General features: G+C 46.7%; 16 protein-coding genes. 13 read left to right on the top strand and 3 right to left on the bottom strand.

From position 1 onward, the window contains the following. Positions 1–70 precede the first annotated feature (70 nt). The gene (locus ACH59B_RS17295) at positions 71–1,015 is read right to left on the bottom strand and encodes a DMT family transporter (RefSeq protein ID WP_017428241.1); all 945 of its coding nucleotides are present in this window, start codon (positions 1,013–1,015) and stop codon (positions 71–73) included. Positions 1,016–1,247: 232 nt separating this feature from the next. Between ACH59B_RS17295 and ACH59B_RS17290 the strand changes: the two genes are divergently transcribed. The 7 genes from ACH59B_RS17290 to ACH59B_RS17260 all read left to right on the top strand — a co-directional run bounded on the left by ACH59B_RS17290 (position 1,248) and on the right by ACH59B_RS17260 (position 8,266). Then, positions 1,248–2,153 (top strand): hypothetical protein, encoded by a 906-nt coding sequence (locus ACH59B_RS17290; RefSeq protein WP_404302217.1) that lies wholly within the window; start codon positions 1,248–1,250, stop codon positions 2,151–2,153. A gap of 212 nt (positions 2,154–2,365) precedes the next feature. Continuing rightward, complete coding sequence (gene dapD / locus ACH59B_RS17285) at positions 2,366–3,079, top strand: 2,3,4,5-tetrahydropyridine-2,6-dicarboxylate N-acetyltransferase (protein ID WP_013372273.1); 714 nt, start codon at positions 2,366–2,368, stop codon at positions 3,077–3,079. Positions 3,080–3,261: 182 nt separating this feature from the next. Beyond that, positions 3,262–4,398 carry an N-acetyldiaminopimelate deacetylase gene (locus tag ACH59B_RS17280; protein WP_016821694.1) on the top strand — a complete coding sequence of 379 codons (1,137 nt, stop codon included), beginning with the start codon at positions 3,262–3,264 and terminating at the stop codon, positions 4,396–4,398. Between the two features lie 75 nt (positions 4,399–4,473). Then, positions 4,474–5,583 (top strand): ABC transporter ATP-binding protein, encoded by a 1,110-nt coding sequence (locus ACH59B_RS17275; RefSeq protein WP_016821693.1) that lies wholly within the window; start codon positions 4,474–4,476, stop codon positions 5,581–5,583. After that, on the top strand, positions 5,573–6,385 hold the full coding sequence (locus ACH59B_RS17270; RefSeq protein WP_016821692.1) for an ABC transporter permease: 813 nt from the start codon (positions 5,573–5,575) through the stop codon (positions 6,383–6,385). The genes ACH59B_RS17275 and ACH59B_RS17270 overlap by 11 nt, the downstream gene beginning before the upstream one ends. Then, positions 6,375–7,196 carry an ABC transporter permease gene (locus tag ACH59B_RS17265; RefSeq protein ID WP_016821691.1) on the top strand — a complete coding sequence of 274 codons (822 nt, stop codon included), beginning with the start codon at positions 6,375–6,377 and terminating at the stop codon, positions 7,194–7,196. Before ACH59B_RS17270 ends, ACH59B_RS17265 begins: the two co-directional genes overlap by 11 nt. Then, the gene (locus ACH59B_RS17260; protein WP_016821690.1) at positions 7,193–8,266 is read left to right on the top strand and encodes a PotD/PotF family extracellular solute-binding protein; all 1,074 of its coding nucleotides are present in this window, start codon (positions 7,193–7,195) and stop codon (positions 8,264–8,266) included. Before ACH59B_RS17265 ends, ACH59B_RS17260 begins: the two co-directional genes overlap by 4 nt. A gap of 514 nt (positions 8,267–8,780) precedes the next feature. Here the strand turns inward: ACH59B_RS17260 and ACH59B_RS17255 are convergent. Continuing rightward, positions 8,781–9,944, bottom strand: a complete 1,164-nt coding sequence (locus tag ACH59B_RS17255; protein ID WP_016821689.1) for an aminotransferase A — start codon at positions 9,942–9,944, stop codon at positions 8,781–8,783. A gap of 307 nt (positions 9,945–10,251) precedes the next feature. Between ACH59B_RS17255 and ACH59B_RS17250 the strand changes: the two genes are divergently transcribed. The 4 genes from ACH59B_RS17250 (at position 10,252) to ACH59B_RS17235 (ending at position 13,666) form a co-directional block, all read left to right on the top strand. Further along, positions 10,252–10,656: a VOC family protein gene (locus ACH59B_RS17250; protein WP_016821688.1), complete on the top strand. Its 405-nt coding sequence runs from the start codon at positions 10,252–10,254 to the stop codon at positions 10,654–10,656. 106 nt (positions 10,657–10,762) lie between these two features. Further along, the gene (locus ACH59B_RS17245) at positions 10,763–11,293 is read left to right on the top strand and encodes a GNAT family N-acetyltransferase (protein ID WP_016821687.1); all 531 of its coding nucleotides are present in this window, start codon (positions 10,763–10,765) and stop codon (positions 11,291–11,293) included. 199 nt (positions 11,294–11,492) lie between these two features. Further along, the gene (gene aspA, locus ACH59B_RS17240; protein WP_016821686.1) at positions 11,493–12,902 is read left to right on the top strand and encodes an aspartate ammonia-lyase; all 1,410 of its coding nucleotides are present in this window, start codon (positions 11,493–11,495) and stop codon (positions 12,900–12,902) included. A gap of 167 nt (positions 12,903–13,069) precedes the next feature. Then, positions 13,070–13,666, top strand: a complete 597-nt coding sequence (locus ACH59B_RS17235; protein WP_016821685.1) for a restriction endonuclease — start codon at positions 13,070–13,072, stop codon at positions 13,664–13,666. Positions 13,667–13,755: 89 nt separating this feature from the next. Here the strand turns inward: ACH59B_RS17235 and ACH59B_RS17230 are convergent, their stop codons facing one another. Then, positions 13,756–16,932 carry a bifunctional cytochrome P450/NADPH--P450 reductase gene (locus ACH59B_RS17230; protein WP_044788050.1) on the bottom strand — a complete coding sequence of 1,059 codons (3,177 nt, stop codon included), beginning with the start codon at positions 16,930–16,932 and terminating at the stop codon, positions 13,756–13,758. A gap of 289 nt (positions 16,933–17,221) precedes the next feature. On the opposite strand from ACH59B_RS17230, the gene ACH59B_RS17225 reads away from it, so the two are divergent. Beyond that, positions 17,222–18,226 (top strand): BMP family protein, encoded by a 1,005-nt coding sequence (locus ACH59B_RS17225; protein ID WP_025365418.1) that lies wholly within the window; start codon positions 17,222–17,224, stop codon positions 18,224–18,226. 27 nt (positions 18,227–18,253) lie between these two features. Next, positions 18,254–19,927 (top strand): methyl-accepting chemotaxis protein, encoded by a 1,674-nt coding sequence (locus ACH59B_RS17220; RefSeq protein WP_016821682.1) that lies wholly within the window; start codon positions 18,254–18,256, stop codon positions 19,925–19,927. Positions 19,928–20,085 lie beyond the last annotated feature (158 nt).

Here is a 20,085-nt window from a genome sequence, read left to right as displayed (position 1 = left end):
GATTCCGCCTTCCTTTTTTTAACAGTAAATTTAATCCATTGAGTATGGTTTATGAAAATGGGGTAATAAGCTAAGAGCTAACCTTCAGGGGGGGCTCATTGTCAGGCATTTCACTTTGGTGGACAACTTGCTTTTTAAAATCCGTTCCGTATCGGATGAAAACCCATACTCCAAACAGAATGAAAAAGCCTGCACCAAACTGCAAGGCAGACAGCCTTTCCCCGAGCAGCACCCACGCCAGCAGGGAAGAAATAACAGGCTCACCGAGTACCGCCATCGACACAGCGGTGGCGTTAATGTATTTGAGCAGCCAGTTAAACAGGTAATGTCCGAACAGCGTAGGCACAATGGCAAGCAGCAGGAACAGTCCCCATTCCCGTGGCGCATATCCAGTAAAAGGTATAGCATTGACCACATTATACAGCGCAAGCGATGTGGCTGCGATGATAAAAACCCAAAAATTATAGACAAAAGCGCTCAAATGCTCGCGCAGATGCTTGCCCATCAGCATATGGATGGACACGGCGACCATACCCAAAAAGGACAGTGCATCTCCGAGCAGGGCTTGTCCTGAGACATGAAAATCCCCTGCACCGATGGCCAGTGAGCCGACAAAGGCCATACCCATTCCGAAGAGCATAGCGCGATTCGTGCCTGTCCGGAAAAACAAAAAAGAACCGAGCATGACAAGGATCGGTTCCAATGTCATAATAACAGTAGAGCTTGCAACGGTGGTCAGTCGCAGCGAGCCCATCCACAGCAAGAAATGCAGCCCTAGCGCGATTCCGGACCAGAGGATCAGCATCCATTGCTTGCGAGTGAGGCTGAATAGCTCGGTGCGGTATTTCCAGACCAATGGCAGCATCAGCAGATTGGTCAGGTACAAACGGTACATAGCGATGACGGACACCTCGGCTTCAGACCATCTAACGAAGATCGAGGAGAACGAAATAGCGATAATACCTATGATGTACAATAATTCAAAGGAAAACGACGGTTTGTGTGCTTGATTCATGTGGCAGCTCCATCCGTATGAAAGAAAATAAATACGTTAAAATTCTTTCTAACAGTATCTCGAAAATGAGGTTTAATATAGCTCATTATACCGTACCTGGCATTCCCATGGTATTAGGATTTTGCAAAATACTGAGAATATAATCAACGGGAGCGAGAGGGAGGATTTTAAGTGAGATGCTGCATAGAAATTTTGCTGCACAAGCTCGTCAAACATAGTGGAGGTGGATTTTATGAAAAAACATAACACATTTTCAATCATACTACTGACTGTCGTGGCAGTGCTGGCTCTATCAGCCTGTGGTACGAAACCGCAAACCAATAACAATGCACCTTCAGGGGCAGACCAACCGCAAACGCAACAGCCGCAAGTCGCACCAGAGCCGGTTGCTGAACCGCAGGTTAAAAAAGGCACAGGCGTATATAACGGAGCTGCTGACCCACATACGGTAGAGATTGAAACCAACGGCGAAGCCCAATCCTTCCAATTAGGGGAGGGGATGGATACGGTAATAGCTGGACTTAAAGAAGGTGATCCAGTAGCGTTTGAATATAACGAACAAGCAGTAGAGGGCGACGCGACAGCGAAGCAACTGACTTTAACGAAAATTCAAAAGACAGAGGCTGCAACAGATGGCAATCAAAACGGAAGTTCTGGTCAACAAGTAGGCGGGGAACGTGCGAAAACTCAAACTTTTGACCTTACCCTTGAAGGGAAAAAGGAAAAGCAGACAGCAACCTTGGCAAAGGGAGAGGGCTATTCGCTGTATGTGTTTGACCCGATGTCCCTGTTCCCAGATCAAAACCGTGTCGCTTTGGCGGTAGATGATAACTACTACGCCGAAATTACGAAGTTGCCCTCCAACTTTAATTTAGATGAGCTTCAAAAAGAAGGCAAGAAGGACTTGGCTTCCATTGGCAAGGTGCAAAAGCTGGACAAAGCAGACGTGCCTAAAGTGCTGACCAGCAGCCGTCTGTTCTTGCAAGCGAACGGCTCGAAGATTACACAACAGTATATTGTTGTGGAAAATACTACAGGGGCTTTCAGCGTGAAAGTGAATATTCCACAAGGGGAGCCTGCTGAAGGATTTGAATCCTTCATTTATACATCGCTGGAGAGCCTGCAAGCTAATAAATAATCCTAATATAAAGTCAGATGGACGCTGGCCTATAATTATGAATTTAAGGCAGTTAAACTGCTGAAATTTGTTGTTTCAGGTACTAGCTTAGCGCTTCGAGGGTCTAATCTGTAATTGCGAGACCTGCACTTTTGTGCTATAAAGGATGAGAGAATAAGATCATTCCGGCTTGCGAAGTCGTATGAAGCGATGAAGGAGTTGTTAGATTTAATATGTCCATCGAAATGAATACACAAGAAGTCATCAACGTGATTAAAAACAGCAAGAAAAAGACGCCTGTTAAAGTATATGTAAAAGGGGCTTTGGCTTCCGCATCTTTTGGCGAGAACGTTCAAGCTTTTATTTCTGGAGACAGCGGTGTGGTATTTGGTGATTGGGCCGATATCAAGCCGGTACTGGATAGCGCAAATGCTAAAGAAGAAGATTATGTGGTGGAAAATGACCGCCGTAACTCCGCTGTTCCTATGCTGGATTTGAAAGGCATTAATGCACGCATTGAGCCAGGCGCCTATATCCGTGACATGGTAGGCATCGGTAACAACGCAGTCATTATGATGGGTGCAGTAATTAACATTGGCGTTACGATTGGTGAAGGCACTATGATTGATATGAATGCTGTACTTGGCGGTCGTGTTAAAGTAGGCAACATGTGCCACATCGGTGCAGGCGTTGTCCTTGCAGGTGTCATTGAGCCACCTTCCGCACAGCCCGTTATCGTAGAAGACGAAGTATTGATCGGTGCGAACTCGGTTGTACTGGAAGGCGTACGCATTGGTAAAGGTGCAGTTGTCGCAGCCGGAGCGGTTGTAACTGAAGATGTGCCTCCATACTCTGTAGTAGCGGGTACACCTGCACGTGTAATCAAACAAGTCGATGACAAGACCAAATCCAAAACTGAGATTTTGAAAGAACTGCGCGTTTTGTAAGAAGGCAAAGTTCTTTATGTACCAAAGGTGAACGATTCCTTGTCAGGAGCATGATACACTGACAGCATAACATAGGGACGAAGCACAACGGACAAGGCTCGGCGGCTGCGCCGGGCTTTTGTCCTTTTGTTCTTTTGCCAGGTAAGAGCTGATGAGCTATAAAGAGGAGGCGTAGCAGCAAAATGAGTACAGCCGATTATCGTTCTTTTGTTCAAATACGAAGGGATCTGCATCAAATTCCCGAACCAGGGTTTGAGGAATATAAAACACAACGATACTTGCTGAACTACTTGGAAACGCTCCCTCAGGAGCGGCTGGAGATTCGTACATGGCGTACGGGCGTGTTAGTATTCATTCATGGAACGGCTCCTAAGCGCCGCTATGGATATCGTTGTGATATGGATGGTTTACCCATCGAGGAAGAGACGGGTTACGATTTCCGTTCGACTCATCCTGGCTACATGCATGCTTGTGGACACGACTTACATATGACGATTGGATTGGGAATTGTGACTCACTTTGCGAGTCATCCGATTAAGGATGATCTGGTCGTGTTGTTTCAACCTGCGGAGGAAGGACCTGGTGGAGCCTTGCCTATGCGGGACAGCACGGAGCTGGCCGACTGGATGCCGGATGAAATTGTCGCATTGCATGTTGCACCAGAATATCCTGTAGGCACAATTGCTACTCGCCCGGGTATCCTGTTTGCCAATACATCAGAGCTTTTCATCGATCTCAAGGGTACGGGCGGACATGCTGCTTATCCACACAAGGCGAATGATATGGTAGTAGCTGCTTGCCAGCTGGTAGGGCAATTACAGACGGTGGTAGCCCGTAACGTGAACCCACTGGATGCAGCAGTCATTACTGTTGGCAAGGTTAGTGGAGGTACGAAGCAGAACATTATTGCGGAAACCGCTCGTTTGGAAGGTACAATCCGTACGCTGTCTGCCGATACGATGATGCTGGTTAAATCGCGGATTGAGGCGCTGGTGCGCGGTGTGGAAGCTGGGTTTGAATGTCAAGCGGAGATTCATTATGGCTCCAATTATTTGCAAGTGTACAATGAAGCCAAGGTGACTGAGGAATTCATGAACTGGGTCAGTAATCGGAAGGATGTGCAGCTCGTTGAATGCGGAGAAGCGATGACGGGAGAGGACTTCGGATATTTTTTGGAGCGAATTCCCGGTCTGATGTTCTGGCTTGGCGTAGATACGCCTTATGGCTTGCATCATGCCAAGCTGGAGCCTGCAGAGGAAGCCATTGAGGTAGCCATCCGCGTGCTGACAGACTATTTTATATGGAAGTCTCAAGGGTGAATGATACAGCCTGAATAATTATGTTTAATGAAGAGAATGTAATGGAATGAAGTCGAATTTTTGAAGGAGGGTGTTATGGGAGAGCAAACCATCATCCGATTTGAGCGGGTGACCAAACAATATGACAACGATCCCCCGGTGCTGGCGGATGTCAGCTTTGAGATTGAGCGTGGTAAGTTTTATACACTGCTGGGCCCTTCCGGTTGTGGTAAAACGACAATTTTGCGTATGATTGCAGGTTTTGCAGAGCCGACAGAAGGCTCTATTTATTTGAATGATAAACTCATTAATCGTGTTCCGGCCAATGAGCGGCAGGTCAATACGGTTTTTCAGGATTATGCGCTATTTCCACATCTGAACGTATTTGAAAATGTAGCCTTTGGTCTGCGAATCAAAAAGATGAACAAAAAGGACATTCAGGAAAAGGTGACACAGGCGTTGTCCTTTGTCAATCTGGAAGGCTACGGTGAACGGGAAATTTCCGAGATGTCCGGGGGGCAGCGTCAGCGTGTAGCGATTGCACGGGCTATCGTCAATGAGCCTGATGTTCTTTTACTGGATGAACCTTTGTCGGCACTGGATTTAAAGCTGCGGACAGAAATGCAGTATATTTTGCGTGAAATGCAGCAGCGCCTGGGAATCACTTTTATATTCGTTACGCATGATCAGGAGGAAGCGCTGGCCATGTCAGACGAAATATTTGTCATGAACAAAGGCAAGATTGAGCAGAGCGGCACGCCAAATGATATCTATGATGAGCCGATTAATCGATTTGTGGCTGACTTTATTGGCGAATCGAATATTGTTCCTGGACGTATGATCGCGGATTATCAAGTGGAATTTAACGGTCGACAGTTTGAATGTGTTGACGGAGGATTGCGTCCGAACGAACCGATTGAAATTGTGATCCGGCCCGAGGATTTGGAGATTACGAGTGTTGCTGAAGGCAAGCTGCGGGTAAAGGTGGATACTCAATTGTTCCGTGGGGTTCACTATGAAATAAGCTGCTATGATGATTCAGGACAGGAATGGCTCGTGCATTCTACCAAAAAGGCGGAGCTGGGAAGTGAAATCGGCCTGAAATTTGACCCGGAAGCCATTCATGTCATGCGCTTTGGGGAGACAGAGGAAGAATTCGATCGGCGTCTGGAAGCCTATGAAGAGGTAGATCAGCATGTCCGGTAATACAAGAGCAGCGTATCTGCTGCCTTACTATTTATGGATTGTGCTGTTCGTGGCGGCGCCAGTTGTCCTTGTATTTTACTATTCACTATTTGATGTGGATGGTCATCTCACATTCAGCAACTACGCTCAGTTTCTGACACCTGTTTACTTAAGCATGACGCTTAGCTCGTTTTGGTATGCATTTCTGATTACGGTATGTTCACTGCTCGTGGCGTATCCGGCGGCCTATTTACTTACTCGCACCAAGCATAAGCAGCTGTGGCTGTTGCTCATTATTTTGCCAACCTGGATTAACTTGTTGCTCAAAACGTATGCTTTTATCGGGATTTTCGGAACCTATGGTCCGGTGAATGCGGTGCTAGGAATGGTTGGGTTGGGTGGTCAGCAAATATTGTTTACCAGCTCCAGCTTTGTGTTTGTATCTGTGTATATTTTTGTGCCTTTTATGATTTTGCCCATCTATAACGCGTTGGAAGGCTTGAATCCTTCACTGCTGGACGCAGCCCGTGATTTGGGAGCCTCCAAATGGACCGCGTTTCGCAGGGTTATTTTCCCGTTAACACTTTCGGGTGTGCGATCCGGCTGTATGGCTGTGTTTATTCCAGCGCTGTCGCTGTTTATGATTACCCGTCTGATTGCGGGTAACCGTGTGATTACGCTGGGAACGGCGATAGAGCAGCATTTTCTGGTTACTCAGGACTGGGGTATGGGCTCTACAGTTGCTGTGTTCCTGATTTTGGCGATGGCGATCATTATGCTGCTCACCTCGCGAACGAAACGGAGGGTGCGGCATGGCAAATAAAAACCGATTCGGAAATATTTATTTGGTGATTGTTTTTCTCGTGTTGTATGCACCTATCTTGTATTTGATGTACTATTCCTTCAACAGCGGCGGGACCATGCACGAGTTTGAAGGCTTTACACTTCAATATTACAAAGAGGTGTTCGCAGACACCCGTTTGATCATTATTGTCATTAACACTTTGGTGATTGCTTTGCTGTCGTCTGCATTGGCTACGATAATTGGGATCATGGGTGCGCTGGCTATTCATCAGATGCAGAACCGTCGAGTCAAAAATACGCTGCTGTCGCTCAACAATGTACTAATCGTGAACCCGGACGTTATTATTGGCGCTTCCTTCCTCATTTTGTTCACGATGGTTGGGATTAAGCTGGGTTTTTACTCTGTTTTGTTATCCCATATTGCGTTTAGTGTGCCGATTGCGGTCATTATGATTTTGCCACGCCTTCAGGAAATGAGTCCATCTCTGGTCGATGCCGCGCGTGATTTGGGTGCCAGCCGGCTGGATGTGCTAACCAAGGTGATTTTGCCCTTTATCAAGCCAGGAATTTATGCAGGCTTTTTTATGGCGTTAACGTACTCGCTGGATGATTTTGCGGTGACCTTTTTTGTGACTGGCAGTGGCTATTCGACCTTATCAGTGGAAATATACTCACGTGCCCGTCAAGGGGTTTCCTTGTCCATCAATGCGCTGTCCACGCTCATATTCCTGTTTACTGTGCTGCTGGTGGTGGGCTACTACTTTATCATGCGCAAGGCGAATCGTAATGGTAAAAAAGAGCCTGCGGCGGAAATGGGGGTGCCTAGATGAAGTCGCTTGTGCGCGTGTTTCTGTCCATTTTCATTATCTCGTTTGGCCTGATGGGCGTGGCAGCCTGGCTGAACTCCAGCCAAGGCTACTCCGGTGGTAACACACTGACGGTGTACAACTGGGGAGACTACATTGATCCTGAGCTGCTGGAACGGTTTCAGAAGGAGACGGGCATTACCGTCATTTATCAAACATTTGATTCCAATGAAGCGATGCTGACGAAAATCGAGCAGGGGGGAACTTCATTTGATGTAGCGGTTCCCTCGGAATACGCTTTAGCTAAAATGAAGCAGGAGCATCTGTTGCTCCCATTGGACCACAGCAAACTGCCGAATTTGAAGCATGTAGATGCTCATTATCTAAACCTTTCGTTTGATCCGAATAACCAATATTCGGTTCCGTATTTTTGGGGTACAGTCGGGATTGTCTTTAACCCGGAGCTAACGAAGGGCATTGATTTTCATAGCTGGGATGGCCTATGGGACCCGAAGCTGCGTAATAATCTGTTGCTAGTTGATGGAGCTAGGGAGATTATGGGCATGTCGTTGAACAGTCTCCACTATTCCTTGAATGATACGAACCAGGCGCATTTGCAGCAAGCTTTGACGAAGCTGGAGAAGCTAGCACCCAATGTCAAGGCAGTGGTTGGCGATGAGATTAAAATGCTGCTGGCCAACGAGGAAGCTGCTGCTGGAGTTGTATGGTCCGGTGATGCTTCCGAAATCATGGATCAGAATGATAAGCTGGATTACGTCGTGCCAGATGAAGGGTCCAACCTGTGGTTCGATAATATAGTTATTCCAAAAACGGCCACCCATGTGGACGCGGCTCATAAATTTATCAATTTTATGATGCAGCCCGATGTAGCCGCTCAAAATGCCGAGTTTGTAGGTTACTCCACGCCAAACAAGGATGCAAAGAAATTGCTGCCTGAGGATATTTCTGGCGATGAGCGTTTCTATCCTCCATCTGAAATTACAGATAAGCTGGAAGTATACAACAATCTGGGTAAGCGAATGCTCGCTCACTATAATGAATTGTTCCTGCAATTCAAAATGCATTTAAAGTAGGGGAGTGGCGTTGTGGATCAGGGAATGGTGCTTTAGAAGCCGCTGCGGAGGCGGATGGTGCTTACCATCGCTGTTAAATTCCGATTTTTATGATTGAATATGTAAAGGTGAAAATCGGAATTTTAAGGCGACCGCTTCGCTTGTCCAGCACCATTCCGCCCCCTCCGCTGCGCCGTGCTTAAAGCAACGTACCTGTTAATCCCACGCCGACGGTGAGGGAGTAGTGAGAACAAAAAGGCCCTTGAACCACCAACGTAGGTGGTTCAAGGGCCTTTTTTGTGTACTCACCGCGCGAAGCGGTAAGTAATGTCTTTAACCCTACCACTTCACATACCTTAGAAAATTGTGGGACTTTAAGGCGGGCAGCGAGCGAAGCGGGCCAATTGAATCTGGAGAAGCGGCAGCGTTCGCCTTTGCTGAGGGATTCTTACCTATAAATGTTTTATACAATTAAAGAATCCCCCAGCAACAGCGATTGGAAGATCAAATGGACTGCGTAGCGCCCCTAACCACCTTAACCTCTCACAATTCCTTTAACAAACCTCTCTATTTTATCCAACCCTTGCTCCAGCACATCCTGTCCGTAGGCGTAAGATAAGCGAATGTAACCTTCGCCATAGGAAGAAAAGGCATCTCCCGGCACGACAGCCACTCCTTGCTCTTCCAGCAGCTTTAAGGTGAAGTCCATCGAGCTTAATCCAAAATGGGCGATGGAAGGGAAGAGATAGAAGGCTCCTTCGGGCTTCTCCAGTGGAATTCCCATATCAGCCAGTCTTCCGTGTACATAGTCACGACGTTTGCGGTACTCATCGCGCATCGGAAGTGCATCATCCACCCCAGCGGTCAGGGCTTCTAGTGCTGCATATTGGCTAATTGAGCTAGCACAGGTCACGTTGTATTGATGCACTTTGACCATGTGCTGTGTGATTTCAGCAGGTGCAAGTGTAAAACCAATGCGCCATCCTGTCATGGAATGTGATTTGGACAGTCCGTTAATGACGATGGTGCGCTCCCGCAAACCTGGAAGAGTCGCAATAGATACGTGCGATGTATCATAAATCAGTTCGCTGTATATTTCATCCGAAATGATAAACAGATCGCGTTCCTTGAGCAAATCTGCGACTGCTTCCAGCTCTTCGCGGCTCATTACTCGTCCGGTTGGATTCGAAGGATACCCGAGAATGACTGCTTTTGTCCGCTCAGTCAGATAAGGCTCTAGTACCTCGGCCGTTAGCTTGAAGCCGCTGTTGCGGGTGTCAGCCAACACTGGAATGCCACCTGACAAACGGATCAATGGTTCATATCCTGGGTAGATCGGCACAGGTAGAATGACTTCGTCTCCGGGTGACAAAATCGTGCGCAGGGTAATATCCAGCGCTTCACTGGCTCCGTTCGTCACGATAACCTCATCCTGTCCTCGGTAATTCAGGCCGTATTTGCGATCTACAAACGCTGCTGCGGCTTCGCGTAATTCCGGTAGTCCCGGATTAGGTGTATACGTGGTCCGACCTTCATCAATCGCCCGATGGGCAGCTTCCATAATGTGTACAGGGGTGGGGAAATCTGGCTGCCCAATCGTTAATGACAGAGTTCCGGGTAATGCGGCAACTTTATTGGCGATTTTGCGGATGCCGCTGATTTGAATATTTTTAACCTGATCGTTAAGCAAATGCTCCATAGTGTGTAATGCCACCTTTTTCTGTATTAGAACAAGTTTACAATAATATGATCTGATTATGCTACGGCAAGAAGAATTCATTTTACATAATTCAGGTACTAAATTGGCTAATTTGTGGTATCTTAAATATAGGGTATGTTTGTAAGCGTAATCATAAGGAAAATGGGGAGTGATCAAAGCCAATTGACTTAACCATCACAGAACTAGATAAATGTCAGATTGATTGACTTTATACGATAGTTAAGTTATCTTTTGTGGAGAAGTAGTATGATAAAGTAGAATGAATAGAATGCAGAGGTGAAATGTCGTGGGAGTAACAGCTAAACAAATTTTTGTGAATTTACCAGTTAAAAACCTGCAACACTCCATTGATTTTTTCACTACCATCGGATTTGAATTCAACGCTCAGTTCACGGATGAACATGCAACCTGCATGGTTGTTAGTGAACATATTTTTGTCATGCTGTTGGTTGAAGAACGTTTTAAAGCATTCACTTCAAAGGAAATTTCAGATGCCACGAAAAGCACAGAAGCGATTGTTGCCCTATCGGTGGAGAGCCGAGAAAAGGTGGATGAGATCGTTCACAAAGCTTTGAAAGCAGGCGGCAAACCCTCCAATGAGCCTCAAGATCATGGTTTTATGTTTGGCTGGAGTTTTCAGGATTTGGATGGTCATCTATGGGAGTTCTTTTATATGGCAGAGCAGTCATAGAAGTAAGGGTGATTAAGCAAACGAAGTATCATGGAAAGTAATCTATCCTAAAAAGATAGTTTACTTTCTTTCTTGCATGTGATTGAACTCATCAGGAGGAATTACAATGTCTAACGAAGTGAGAATATACTCTGTTCAAGTGCTCAGCGAAGTATTGTCAGATTCACTAAGCCGGCTGTTGATCGACGTGGTTGCTGATGGTGCATCTATAGGTTTCTTACCGCCACTGGGGTATCAGGAGGCAGCAGCTTATTGGAACAGTGTGCTTGAGGACGATGTAGTTCTGTGGATTGCCGAGAAGGACGGAATACCTGTTGGGACGGTTCAGCTTCAGTTGGCTCAAAAAGCGAACGCTACACATCGTGCAGAAATTGCAAAGCTTATGGTGCATCCGTCCGGACGCAGGCTTGGGATCGCACGACAGTTAATGAAGGCAGCCGAAGAAGAGGCAGTGCGTCATAACAGAACCCTACTGGTGCTGGATACGCGGGTGGGAGATCCTTCTAATAGATTATATGAGTCGATCGGGTTTGTGGAAGCTGGTGTTATTCCGAACTACGCTCAATCAGCCGATGGTCAGCTGCACGCCACTCGATATTATTATAAGCCATTAAATCCGTATTCCAGTCATAGCTGAGCATTTGCCGAATAACCGTGGTATTTGCGGGAAATCATAACTTGTCATAGGATTACATAACCTTTTTCCGCGTTTATTCGACTGGTAAAGCACGGGAATCGGAACATATAATGAAGAGGAAATCAGAAAAGGTCTTTTTATGTCATTTGACTGTACTGAATTGAAGAACGTAGCAAACACAGCGGAGGAATCAAAGAATATGAGGCTGGAGCATGATTTTTTAGGAACCAAGGAAGTGCCGTCAGATGCTTATTACGGTGTACAAACTCTAAGAGCAAAAGAAAATTTTCCAATTACAGGCCAACGATTGCATCCTGAGTTGATTAAAGCCATGGCGATCGTAAAAAAGGGAGCAGCGACGGTAAACATGGAACTAACCCGTTTACATCGCCCCAAAGCAGAGGCCATTATTCAGGCTGCTGACGAGATTATTCAAGGACAGTTGCATGATCATTTTATCGTCGATCCGATTCAGGGCGGCGCAGGCACGTCCATTAATATGAATACAAATGAAGTGATTGCAAACAGGGCGCTGGAGCTGATCGGTAAGCAGCGAGGAGACTATCAGGAGATCAGTCCTAATAATCACGTTAATATGGCGCAATCGACGAACGATGCTTTTCCTACGGCTGTACATTTGGCTGTATTAAGTATGATTGATAAGCTGTTAGTCACCATGAGTGAGCTTCAGGAAGCTTTTTCCCGCAAGGCCACTGAGTTTGATAGTGTGATTAAAATGGGTAGAACCCACTTGCAGGATGCAGTGCCGATCCGATTAGGGCAGGAGTTTCAGGCTTATGCTCGTGTGCTGGGCCGTGATATCGGACGCGTTCGTGCAACCAAAGATCACCTGCTAACCATTAATATGGGTGCAACTGCAGTGGGTACCGGCCTGAATGCAGACCGTCGTTATATTCAGCGTGTCGCTGAGGTACTGGCTGAGGTTAGTGGCTTTCCTGTGGAAGCAGACGAAAACCTCGTAGATGCCACACAAAATACGGATGCCTATACCGAAGTGTCCGCTGCCTTGAAAATTTGTATGATGAATATGTCCAAGGTGGCCAATGACATCCGTTTGATGGCTTCTGGACCACGCGCTGGTCTGGGAGAACTGAGTCTGCCTGCTCGTCAGCCAGGATCATCCATTATGCCGGGCAAGGTAAATCCAGTGATGTGTGAAGTCATTAATCAAATTGCCTTTCAGGTCATTGGTAATGATCATACAATCTGCTTGGCTTCGGAGGCAGGCCAACTGGAGCTGAACGTGATGGAGCCTGTACTTGTCTACAATTTGCTGCAATCACTGGAAATTATGAAGCAGGGCTTCCACGTTTTCCGTGTTCACTGTGTGGAAGGAATTGAAGCAAATGTGGAGCGGTGCCGTGAATATGTGGAGAACAGTGTAGGTATTATTACAGCGCTCAATCCGCACCTCGGTTATGAGGTCGTATCACGCATTGCCCGCGAAGCAATTACGACTGGCAAATCGGTACGTGAGCTGTGTCTGCTATATAATGTACTGACTGAGGAAGAATTGGACATTATATTGGACCCGTACCAAATGACTCAGCCTGGTATTGCCGGAGAATCTTTGCTGAATCGTGAATAATATTGCGGAGTTTAGAATGTAGGCAACTTTGAGATAAAATGAAGGCAGCCCCGTCGAATTCGGCGGGGTTGCTTTTGTGTGAAGTTGTGTCAGTGTGATAGGTAGTAACGGTAACTCTACTAAGGAATATACCGCTTGCATGCCTGCTGTAGAAAAGGGGAAGAGGAATGCTGCTGGAGCAATTATCGGCATATAAGGAATTAGGAATAGGACTTATTGTATTACTATTACTGCTTGTGCTCATCATCAGGGGAATGATACGTGGTCGTCGGAATCGGATTTTACGTGATCTGGACCCGCGTAAAATCGGAATTCAGGATATAGATCGTATGGAGGATGGCTCGGAATTTGAGCTTTATTTGCAGCGGCTATTATCCGCACTTGGCTATAAGGACATTTATAAAACAACCAGCAGCCGGGATTTTGGAGCAGATCTGGTATTTACAGACCGTGAAGGCGCCAGAGTCGTAATTCAGGCCAAGCGTTATGCTGTACAACATCCGGTCGGCTTGGGCGCAGTGCAGGAAATTTACACCTCTATGCGTTATTACGCGGCCGACAAGTCCATCGTTATCACCTCCGGACGTTACACGGAATCCTGTAAAACACTTGCTGCTGTCAACGGGGTTAAATTATTGGATCGCAATGATTTGATAGATATGATCGACCTGTTCAAAGCCAAACGTCGTGAAGAGGTCATGGAACTTATAGAAAGTAAAACAGACGTGGTTGCCTCTAAATGGTGGAACAAAAGCAAATCATAAAAGGGACTGAACTACTAGCCGACGAGATCGATGCCTGGTAGTCAGTCCCTCATATTTTTAACATGATCTATCTTTATATACCGTTATCATCAGATGCCTGTCCAGACATCCTTGGCATAGCGTTTATCCTGTTGGAGCTGCTCCAACCATTGCTGCGCTTCTTCTTTACTTGTATGGTGTACATCCGCATAGGCCGCACAGAGCGTGTCTTCAACGTCGGGGGCCATCCGGCTACCGTCGCCGCATACATACAAATGCGCTCCTTCATCAAGCAAGTGAATCAGAGTGTCTGCATCTTCATTCATGACATGCTGTACATACCTTTTGGGTTGACCAGGCAGACGTGAAAAGGCTGTATGAACCGTAACGATTCCTTCCTGCTCCCAGGCCTCCAGCTCTTGCTTGTATAGATAATCGAGCTTTGGATCACGGCAGCCATAGTATAGATGCGCCTCGCCGAGCTGTTCTCCTCTCTCCTTAAGCACATGGCGTGTTTGGAGAAATCCGCGGAATGGAGCAATACCAGTCCCTGGACCGACCATGATCACAGGCACGGTCGGGTCTTCCGGCAAACGGAAGCCAGACTGAGGCTTTCGCACAAAAATGACAACCGGATCATCTGGTTGGAGCTGTGCCAAATAATTGGAGGCGATACCGAGATATTCGCCCTTTCCGCTACGGGCTGGTCCACGCACGACGCTCACGGTTATACTCGCTGAATTCTCCGACTCAAGCGGAGAACTGGAGATGGAGTAGTATCTAGGCTTGAGTGGTGGTAACAGCGAGATGAAGTTTTCAAATGGCAGCTCGCAGGCTGGATACTTCTCCAGAATATCCAGCATCGTGACGCGCTTCTTTCGTATCTCTTGATCGAAAGTAGTATCCTCGAGCAAAGCTTCGATTTCTTTCTTATGCGGTGGACACACTGTAAAGGATGCCAGTTGCCTTAGCTGGGCTCTGGTTGCCGATTCTTGCAGTTCCACACTGAGAGTGAGCAAATCTCCTACGCTGACAGGCCGATCCAAGGGGAGATGCGCCGCATCCCGGTCACTGCCTTTTAATACGATGTAGTCCTGATCCTGTAACTTAAAGCGTTGCATCACCCTATTAACCAGCGAAGCAGGATTACGCGGCAAAACACCAAGATGATCACCCTCGCGATAGGACAATCCGGTTGGTAATTGGATCTCCAGATGTCGTGTACTGCGTTCACTTTCAGCAGCGTGCAGTTCACGATTCGCGGTAACAATGGCAGTAGCTGCCTCATAGTTGGCCGCCAGCGGAGCGCTTAGTACGTCGCTTACAAACTCTATGCTCAGACTGCTGGTGTCCTGAGGTTCTGTATCACTGTGCTCTATCCCGAAAGCATTCAGCAATTCCGGCCATAAGCCGTGGTTCCAGACTTCCCAATCCTTCTCGAAATCACCACTGGCGTCGCCCTCACCCCGATCATACAGTCGCTCTGCCCCTTTGGCAGCCATCAGTTCATCAATCATCCTTGGAATGCGCTGATACGTGCTGGCCCAATTCCGGTCACCGCAACCAAAGACAGCATACCTTATGCCTGCCAATTGTCCCTCGTCTACCTGCTTCAACCATTCTACGAAGGCATCTGCATTATCTGGCGGATGCCCATTATAAGATGCGGTCGTAATAAGTACCACGCCTTCTTTAGGCAAATGGTCCACACGATCATTTAGAGTTGCAATGCTACTGTTGAAACCCCAATTCCGGCCTAAATCGGCTAGTTCACCTGCAAGTCCCTCAGCTGTACCCAGATTCGAGCCGTACAAAGATAGCAAAGATGTATCATGCTTTTCGGCATGGGGGGCTGCAACTTTTTGTTCCTCTTTTTCATGAAGTTCTTGAGCGGCACCTGGCAGCATGACGGCAGTCTGTGTACTGCGTGGCCGTACTTGAATGGTGAAGCCTTCCGGCTTGAGCGTGAGCGTTTCTTTGACTTTCAACTCATAATGAGTATGGTCAATCAGCTCAAAATGTTTCAGTACCATACCCAGCACAAGAGTGGCCTCCTGTAAGGCAAACTGTTGTCCGATACAAGCACGTTGACCGTTGCCAAACGGTTTGTAGGCATCTTGCGGAATGGCGGATGGGTCCTCAAAGCGTTCGGGTCTAAATTCCTCAACATCTTCACCCCAAGCCTCGGTATCACGGTGCAATTTCGGGATGAGTACATTGACACTGTCGCCTTTTTTAAGCGGATAGGTTCCGTTGAGCAGCGTATCTTCTTTGGCAAAGAGAGAGAAGGCGGGCGCTGTCGGCCATAGCCGCAGGGCTTCATTCAGTATCATCCTTATGTACTTGAGTTCACGCACCTGAGTATAGGAAGGCAGCGAATCGGTGAGCACGCGATCTACTTCTTCATAGGCTTTGGTTAGTGTTCGTGGATTTTTAAGCAAATAGTAAATGGCAAAGGATAAAAGCCCACTGGTCGTTTCATGACCGGCGATGAGAAAGGTAATGATCTGATAGCGGATATTTTCATCATCCAGCGTTTCACCTGTTTCCGGGTCCTTGCCTTCCAGCATACGTGCCAGTAAATCCTCTTCACCTTGGTTGCCCGTGGTTTTGCGTTCTTGAATAATGCTGTCCACCAGAGAGAACATCGTTTCGATGTCGTGTTTAAACTGTTTTTTCTTCGATAACATCAGCTTGTTTTGCAAATTGAGACGTTGCAACTGACCCATTGCTTCATCCAGAGCGCGTGTCATACTGGTCACGAACGGATGGGGCTGGTCGCGGTAAAAGCTGTTAAAACGATAATTAAAGCCGCATAACCCGATAGTATCCAAAGTCAGGCGGGTCATATCCTCCGGTACCTCTACACTTTCATCTGGATTGAGCCGAGACCATTTTTGCACCAGCTGAACAGCAAGATCAAGCATCATATTGTGGTAACCCTTCATGGCCCGCTGACTAAAGCTAGGCAGCAATATTTGATGGGCCTTGCGCCAGTTCGGTTCCTCAGTCCAGCTTGTGAATAGTCCGTCTCCGGCAAAAGCTCGTACTTTTTGTAAGGGAGCCCATACCTGTTTATCGAAACGAGTTTCATCACAAGCATCTGCCACCAGCTTATGACCCGAAATATAAATGTTCGTTCCTTCAGGCAGATCCATGCGAAAGATGGGACCGTACTCATTGGCAAGCTTAACCAGCGACTGGACAGGGGCATGGGTATCGATCAAGGGCAGATTTCCTAAGGGACCGTATGTTTTAGGCTGGGGAATTGAATTTGTTGAAGTCATTCTAAATGTAGCTCCTTTCAGTTTCAACATAGAGTGATGGTTGAAGGGGGTTCCTACGTTTACCATAAAAATTACACTTTATTCTTTCCGGATAAACGAAATAAATAATTTTAGACAGTTCGTACAATAAAAGCAGTACGAAAAGAGACGCTTATTACATGTAGAAGAAGATGAACCCATTGTCATTATCCATTTACAATGAATTTACAGAAAAATTTATGAACAAATTCACCTCTATAACCGATATAAAGATGTTGGGGATTTGCATTTTATGTTGAGGTGATATGTCATGAAGAAACGAGCTGTATTATTAACTTTTAGGTGGATTCCCATTGTCACGATCTTTGCATTATTGCTAAGTGCATGTGGGCAATCAGACGTACAAACCAAGGCCGAACCCATTAAGGTGGGAATCGTGCTGTCAGATATTGGTCTGGGTGATCAATCTTACAGCGACGCGGCTTTTCGAGGTTTGGTCAAGGCACGGGATGAGGGGAAGATTGTTTTTGAATACCGGGAAATAACTGAGACCAAGACGTATGATGCTGCTTTTAATCAGCTTGTTCAAGAAAAAGCGGATTTAATCATTGGATTGGGTTACATGGTGAAGGACAGTTTGGAGGCCGTTGCCAAAAAGAATCCAGACCGTAAATTTTTAATCGTGGATGAAACATCAGAATTGCCGAATGTGGCCTCCATTACCTTCAAAGCAGAAGAGGGCAGTTTTATGGCCGGGGTTGTTGCCGGTTTGACGAGTCGTACGGAACAGGTGGGTTTTCTCGGAGGTGCGGAATCTCCTCTGTTGAAAAAGTTTGAAATTGGGTATCGTGCAGGGGTGCAATCAGTCAAGCCTAATGCCAAAGTTACGGCAACGTATGCAGGAGATTTTGGCAAACCGGAGCTGGGTACGAAAATTGCGGATGACATGATCAATCAGGACCAGATTGATGTCATTTTTGCAGCAGCAGGGCTAACCGGTGTAGGTGCGCTACAGGAAGCGCAGAAGCAGCACAAATTCGCCATCGGGGTCGATAGCGACCAGTTTTTTATTGCAGAAAAAGCGGTGGTGACCTCAATGATTAAAAACGTAGACAGTGCAATTTATACAGTAGTCAAAGGCTTTGCAGACCATCAAAGAAAATTTACGGAGAAGGATATGGTGTTTGGACTTGCGGAAGAAGGTATAGGTTTGGCGCCTATTCGTGTCGTGACACTGAATCCGGATCAGCAAAAGGTAATGGATGATTTAATGGAAAAAATCAAATCCGGCACACTTACTGTACCCACCCAATAAATTTTCGCAAACGGAGGATGAATGCTGATGAAACTGCAAGGTAAACTGGTGCTTAACGCGATGATTTCCCTGATCGCTTGCCTGGCTTTAGTAGCTTATATCATTTTTGAATTGTTACGTATTAACGCTCAAAGTAGTAATCTTGTTCCAGCTATGTTGAATGTACAGCAGCTTAATGCCTATTTGATTCAGTCGGGGCAGGCACTGCAAAATTATTCTACTTCCATGACGGAGAGCAACAAAGCCGATGTGCAAAATCAGCTAACTCAGTCTGAAAAAACGATTACTTTGCTTTCACAGGGCATGATGCAGACCGAAGCACAGCAAAAGCGACTGGATTCGATTAAAATAAAATTCAGCCAATTGAAAGTAGCAACGGAAAAAGCGATGAGTGCTCAGAACAGCCCAGAATCCAAACGAGAGGCCATGCGTGCCCAGGGGATTCAGAACGATGTATTTATGCTGGATCTGCTGACCAAGGCGCGCTACGACCAATACACAGAAGACCTGACCAAAAGTATTCGTTTTACTTGGCAATTAGCCTTGGCAGGTGCAGTTCTACTTCTGGTGGCGGTTGGGCTATATAATACATATACCTCCAGGCAGCTTGCCCTTAGAACCCGCAAGTTAACGGATGCAGCGAAGCAAATTGCCGAGGGGAATTTAACTGTTCAACTTCCTCAAACAAAGGGCCGAGACGAGCTGGACGAGCTCAATGAATCTTTCCGTGTTATGATCGGGAACTTGCGCAGCATTGTACTCTCCATTGATCAGGCGGGTAATCGTGTCGATCTGATGGCTCGGGATATTGATCAGCACAATGAGGCCATGAAGGAAATTGTGACACAAGTCAGCACATCAACAGAGGAACTTGCGATAGGCAGTCAGAAAATTGCTGAGGACCTGTCATCGACAGTTAGCGTGGTGGATGATATGCAGCAGAAGTTTGAATCTAATTTGCTGGAGACTACGCAATCAACCACGTATAGTGAGGATGCTTTGCGTGTCATTGAGCAGGGTGCGCGTGTCATGAGTGATCAAATGCGAATTGTTGCAGAGAACCGTTCGGCAATGTCTGAAGTGGAACAAACCGTTAGAGAGCTGGAATCTAATGCAGCTGAGATCACAACTATGACCGGTTATGTATCTGAAATTGCCAGCCAAACGTCGCTATTGTCCTTGAATGCCTCGATTGAGGCTGCACGTGCGGGTGAAGCGGGAAAAGGCTTTGCTGTTGTTGCCAATGAAGTGAAAAAGCTGGCGAGTCAATCTGAATCTGCTGTAAAGAAAATTTATACCGCTGTTGAGGGGATCACGCAGGCTATGGATAAGGTGAAGACTTCTGTGGCGCAAAGTCAGGAGTTGTTCCGCGAGCAGGAGAAGGCAACCTCCTCCACCGGAGAATCGTTTAGAGAGATTAGTGGCAAAGTGCAGCAAATTGCCGGCCAAGTCAGCAAATTATCCATAGACATGAATGTATCACGAGAACTGAGTGTACAGGTGCAGCAAGCTATTGAGAATATTAGCGCAATCACTCAGCAGTCCGCCGCAGGCAGTGAAGAGATTACGGCTTCCACGGTGGAGCAGAAGCGTTCCTTCGAGGAATCGGCTGAGAAGGTAAAGGAGCTTCGCCAGATTCGCGAGGAGATGCAGCGGGAACTGAATCGTTTTCAGGTGGAAAAGACGAGCCAAACACTTTAATACGAATATCTATGCTGCTGAACAATGGATGCAAGCAGCACGTAAGAAGAAGTTCTACCTTGTACAGGGAGACTTCTTCTTTTTTTATTATTAATGATATGACTCCTGTTAAGTTTGATTTGTAAAGGCAGGAAATTCCACTTCATGTGTCAAATAGA

Source organism: Paenibacillus sp. DP01 (assembly GCF_044784315.1).
GTDB classification, from domain to species: domain Bacteria; phylum Bacillota; class Bacilli; order Paenibacillales; family Paenibacillaceae; genus Paenibacillus; species Paenibacillus polymyxa.
Note: the sequence above shows the minus strand (reverse complement) of the source record. Positions and strands in the feature narration are given on the sequence as shown.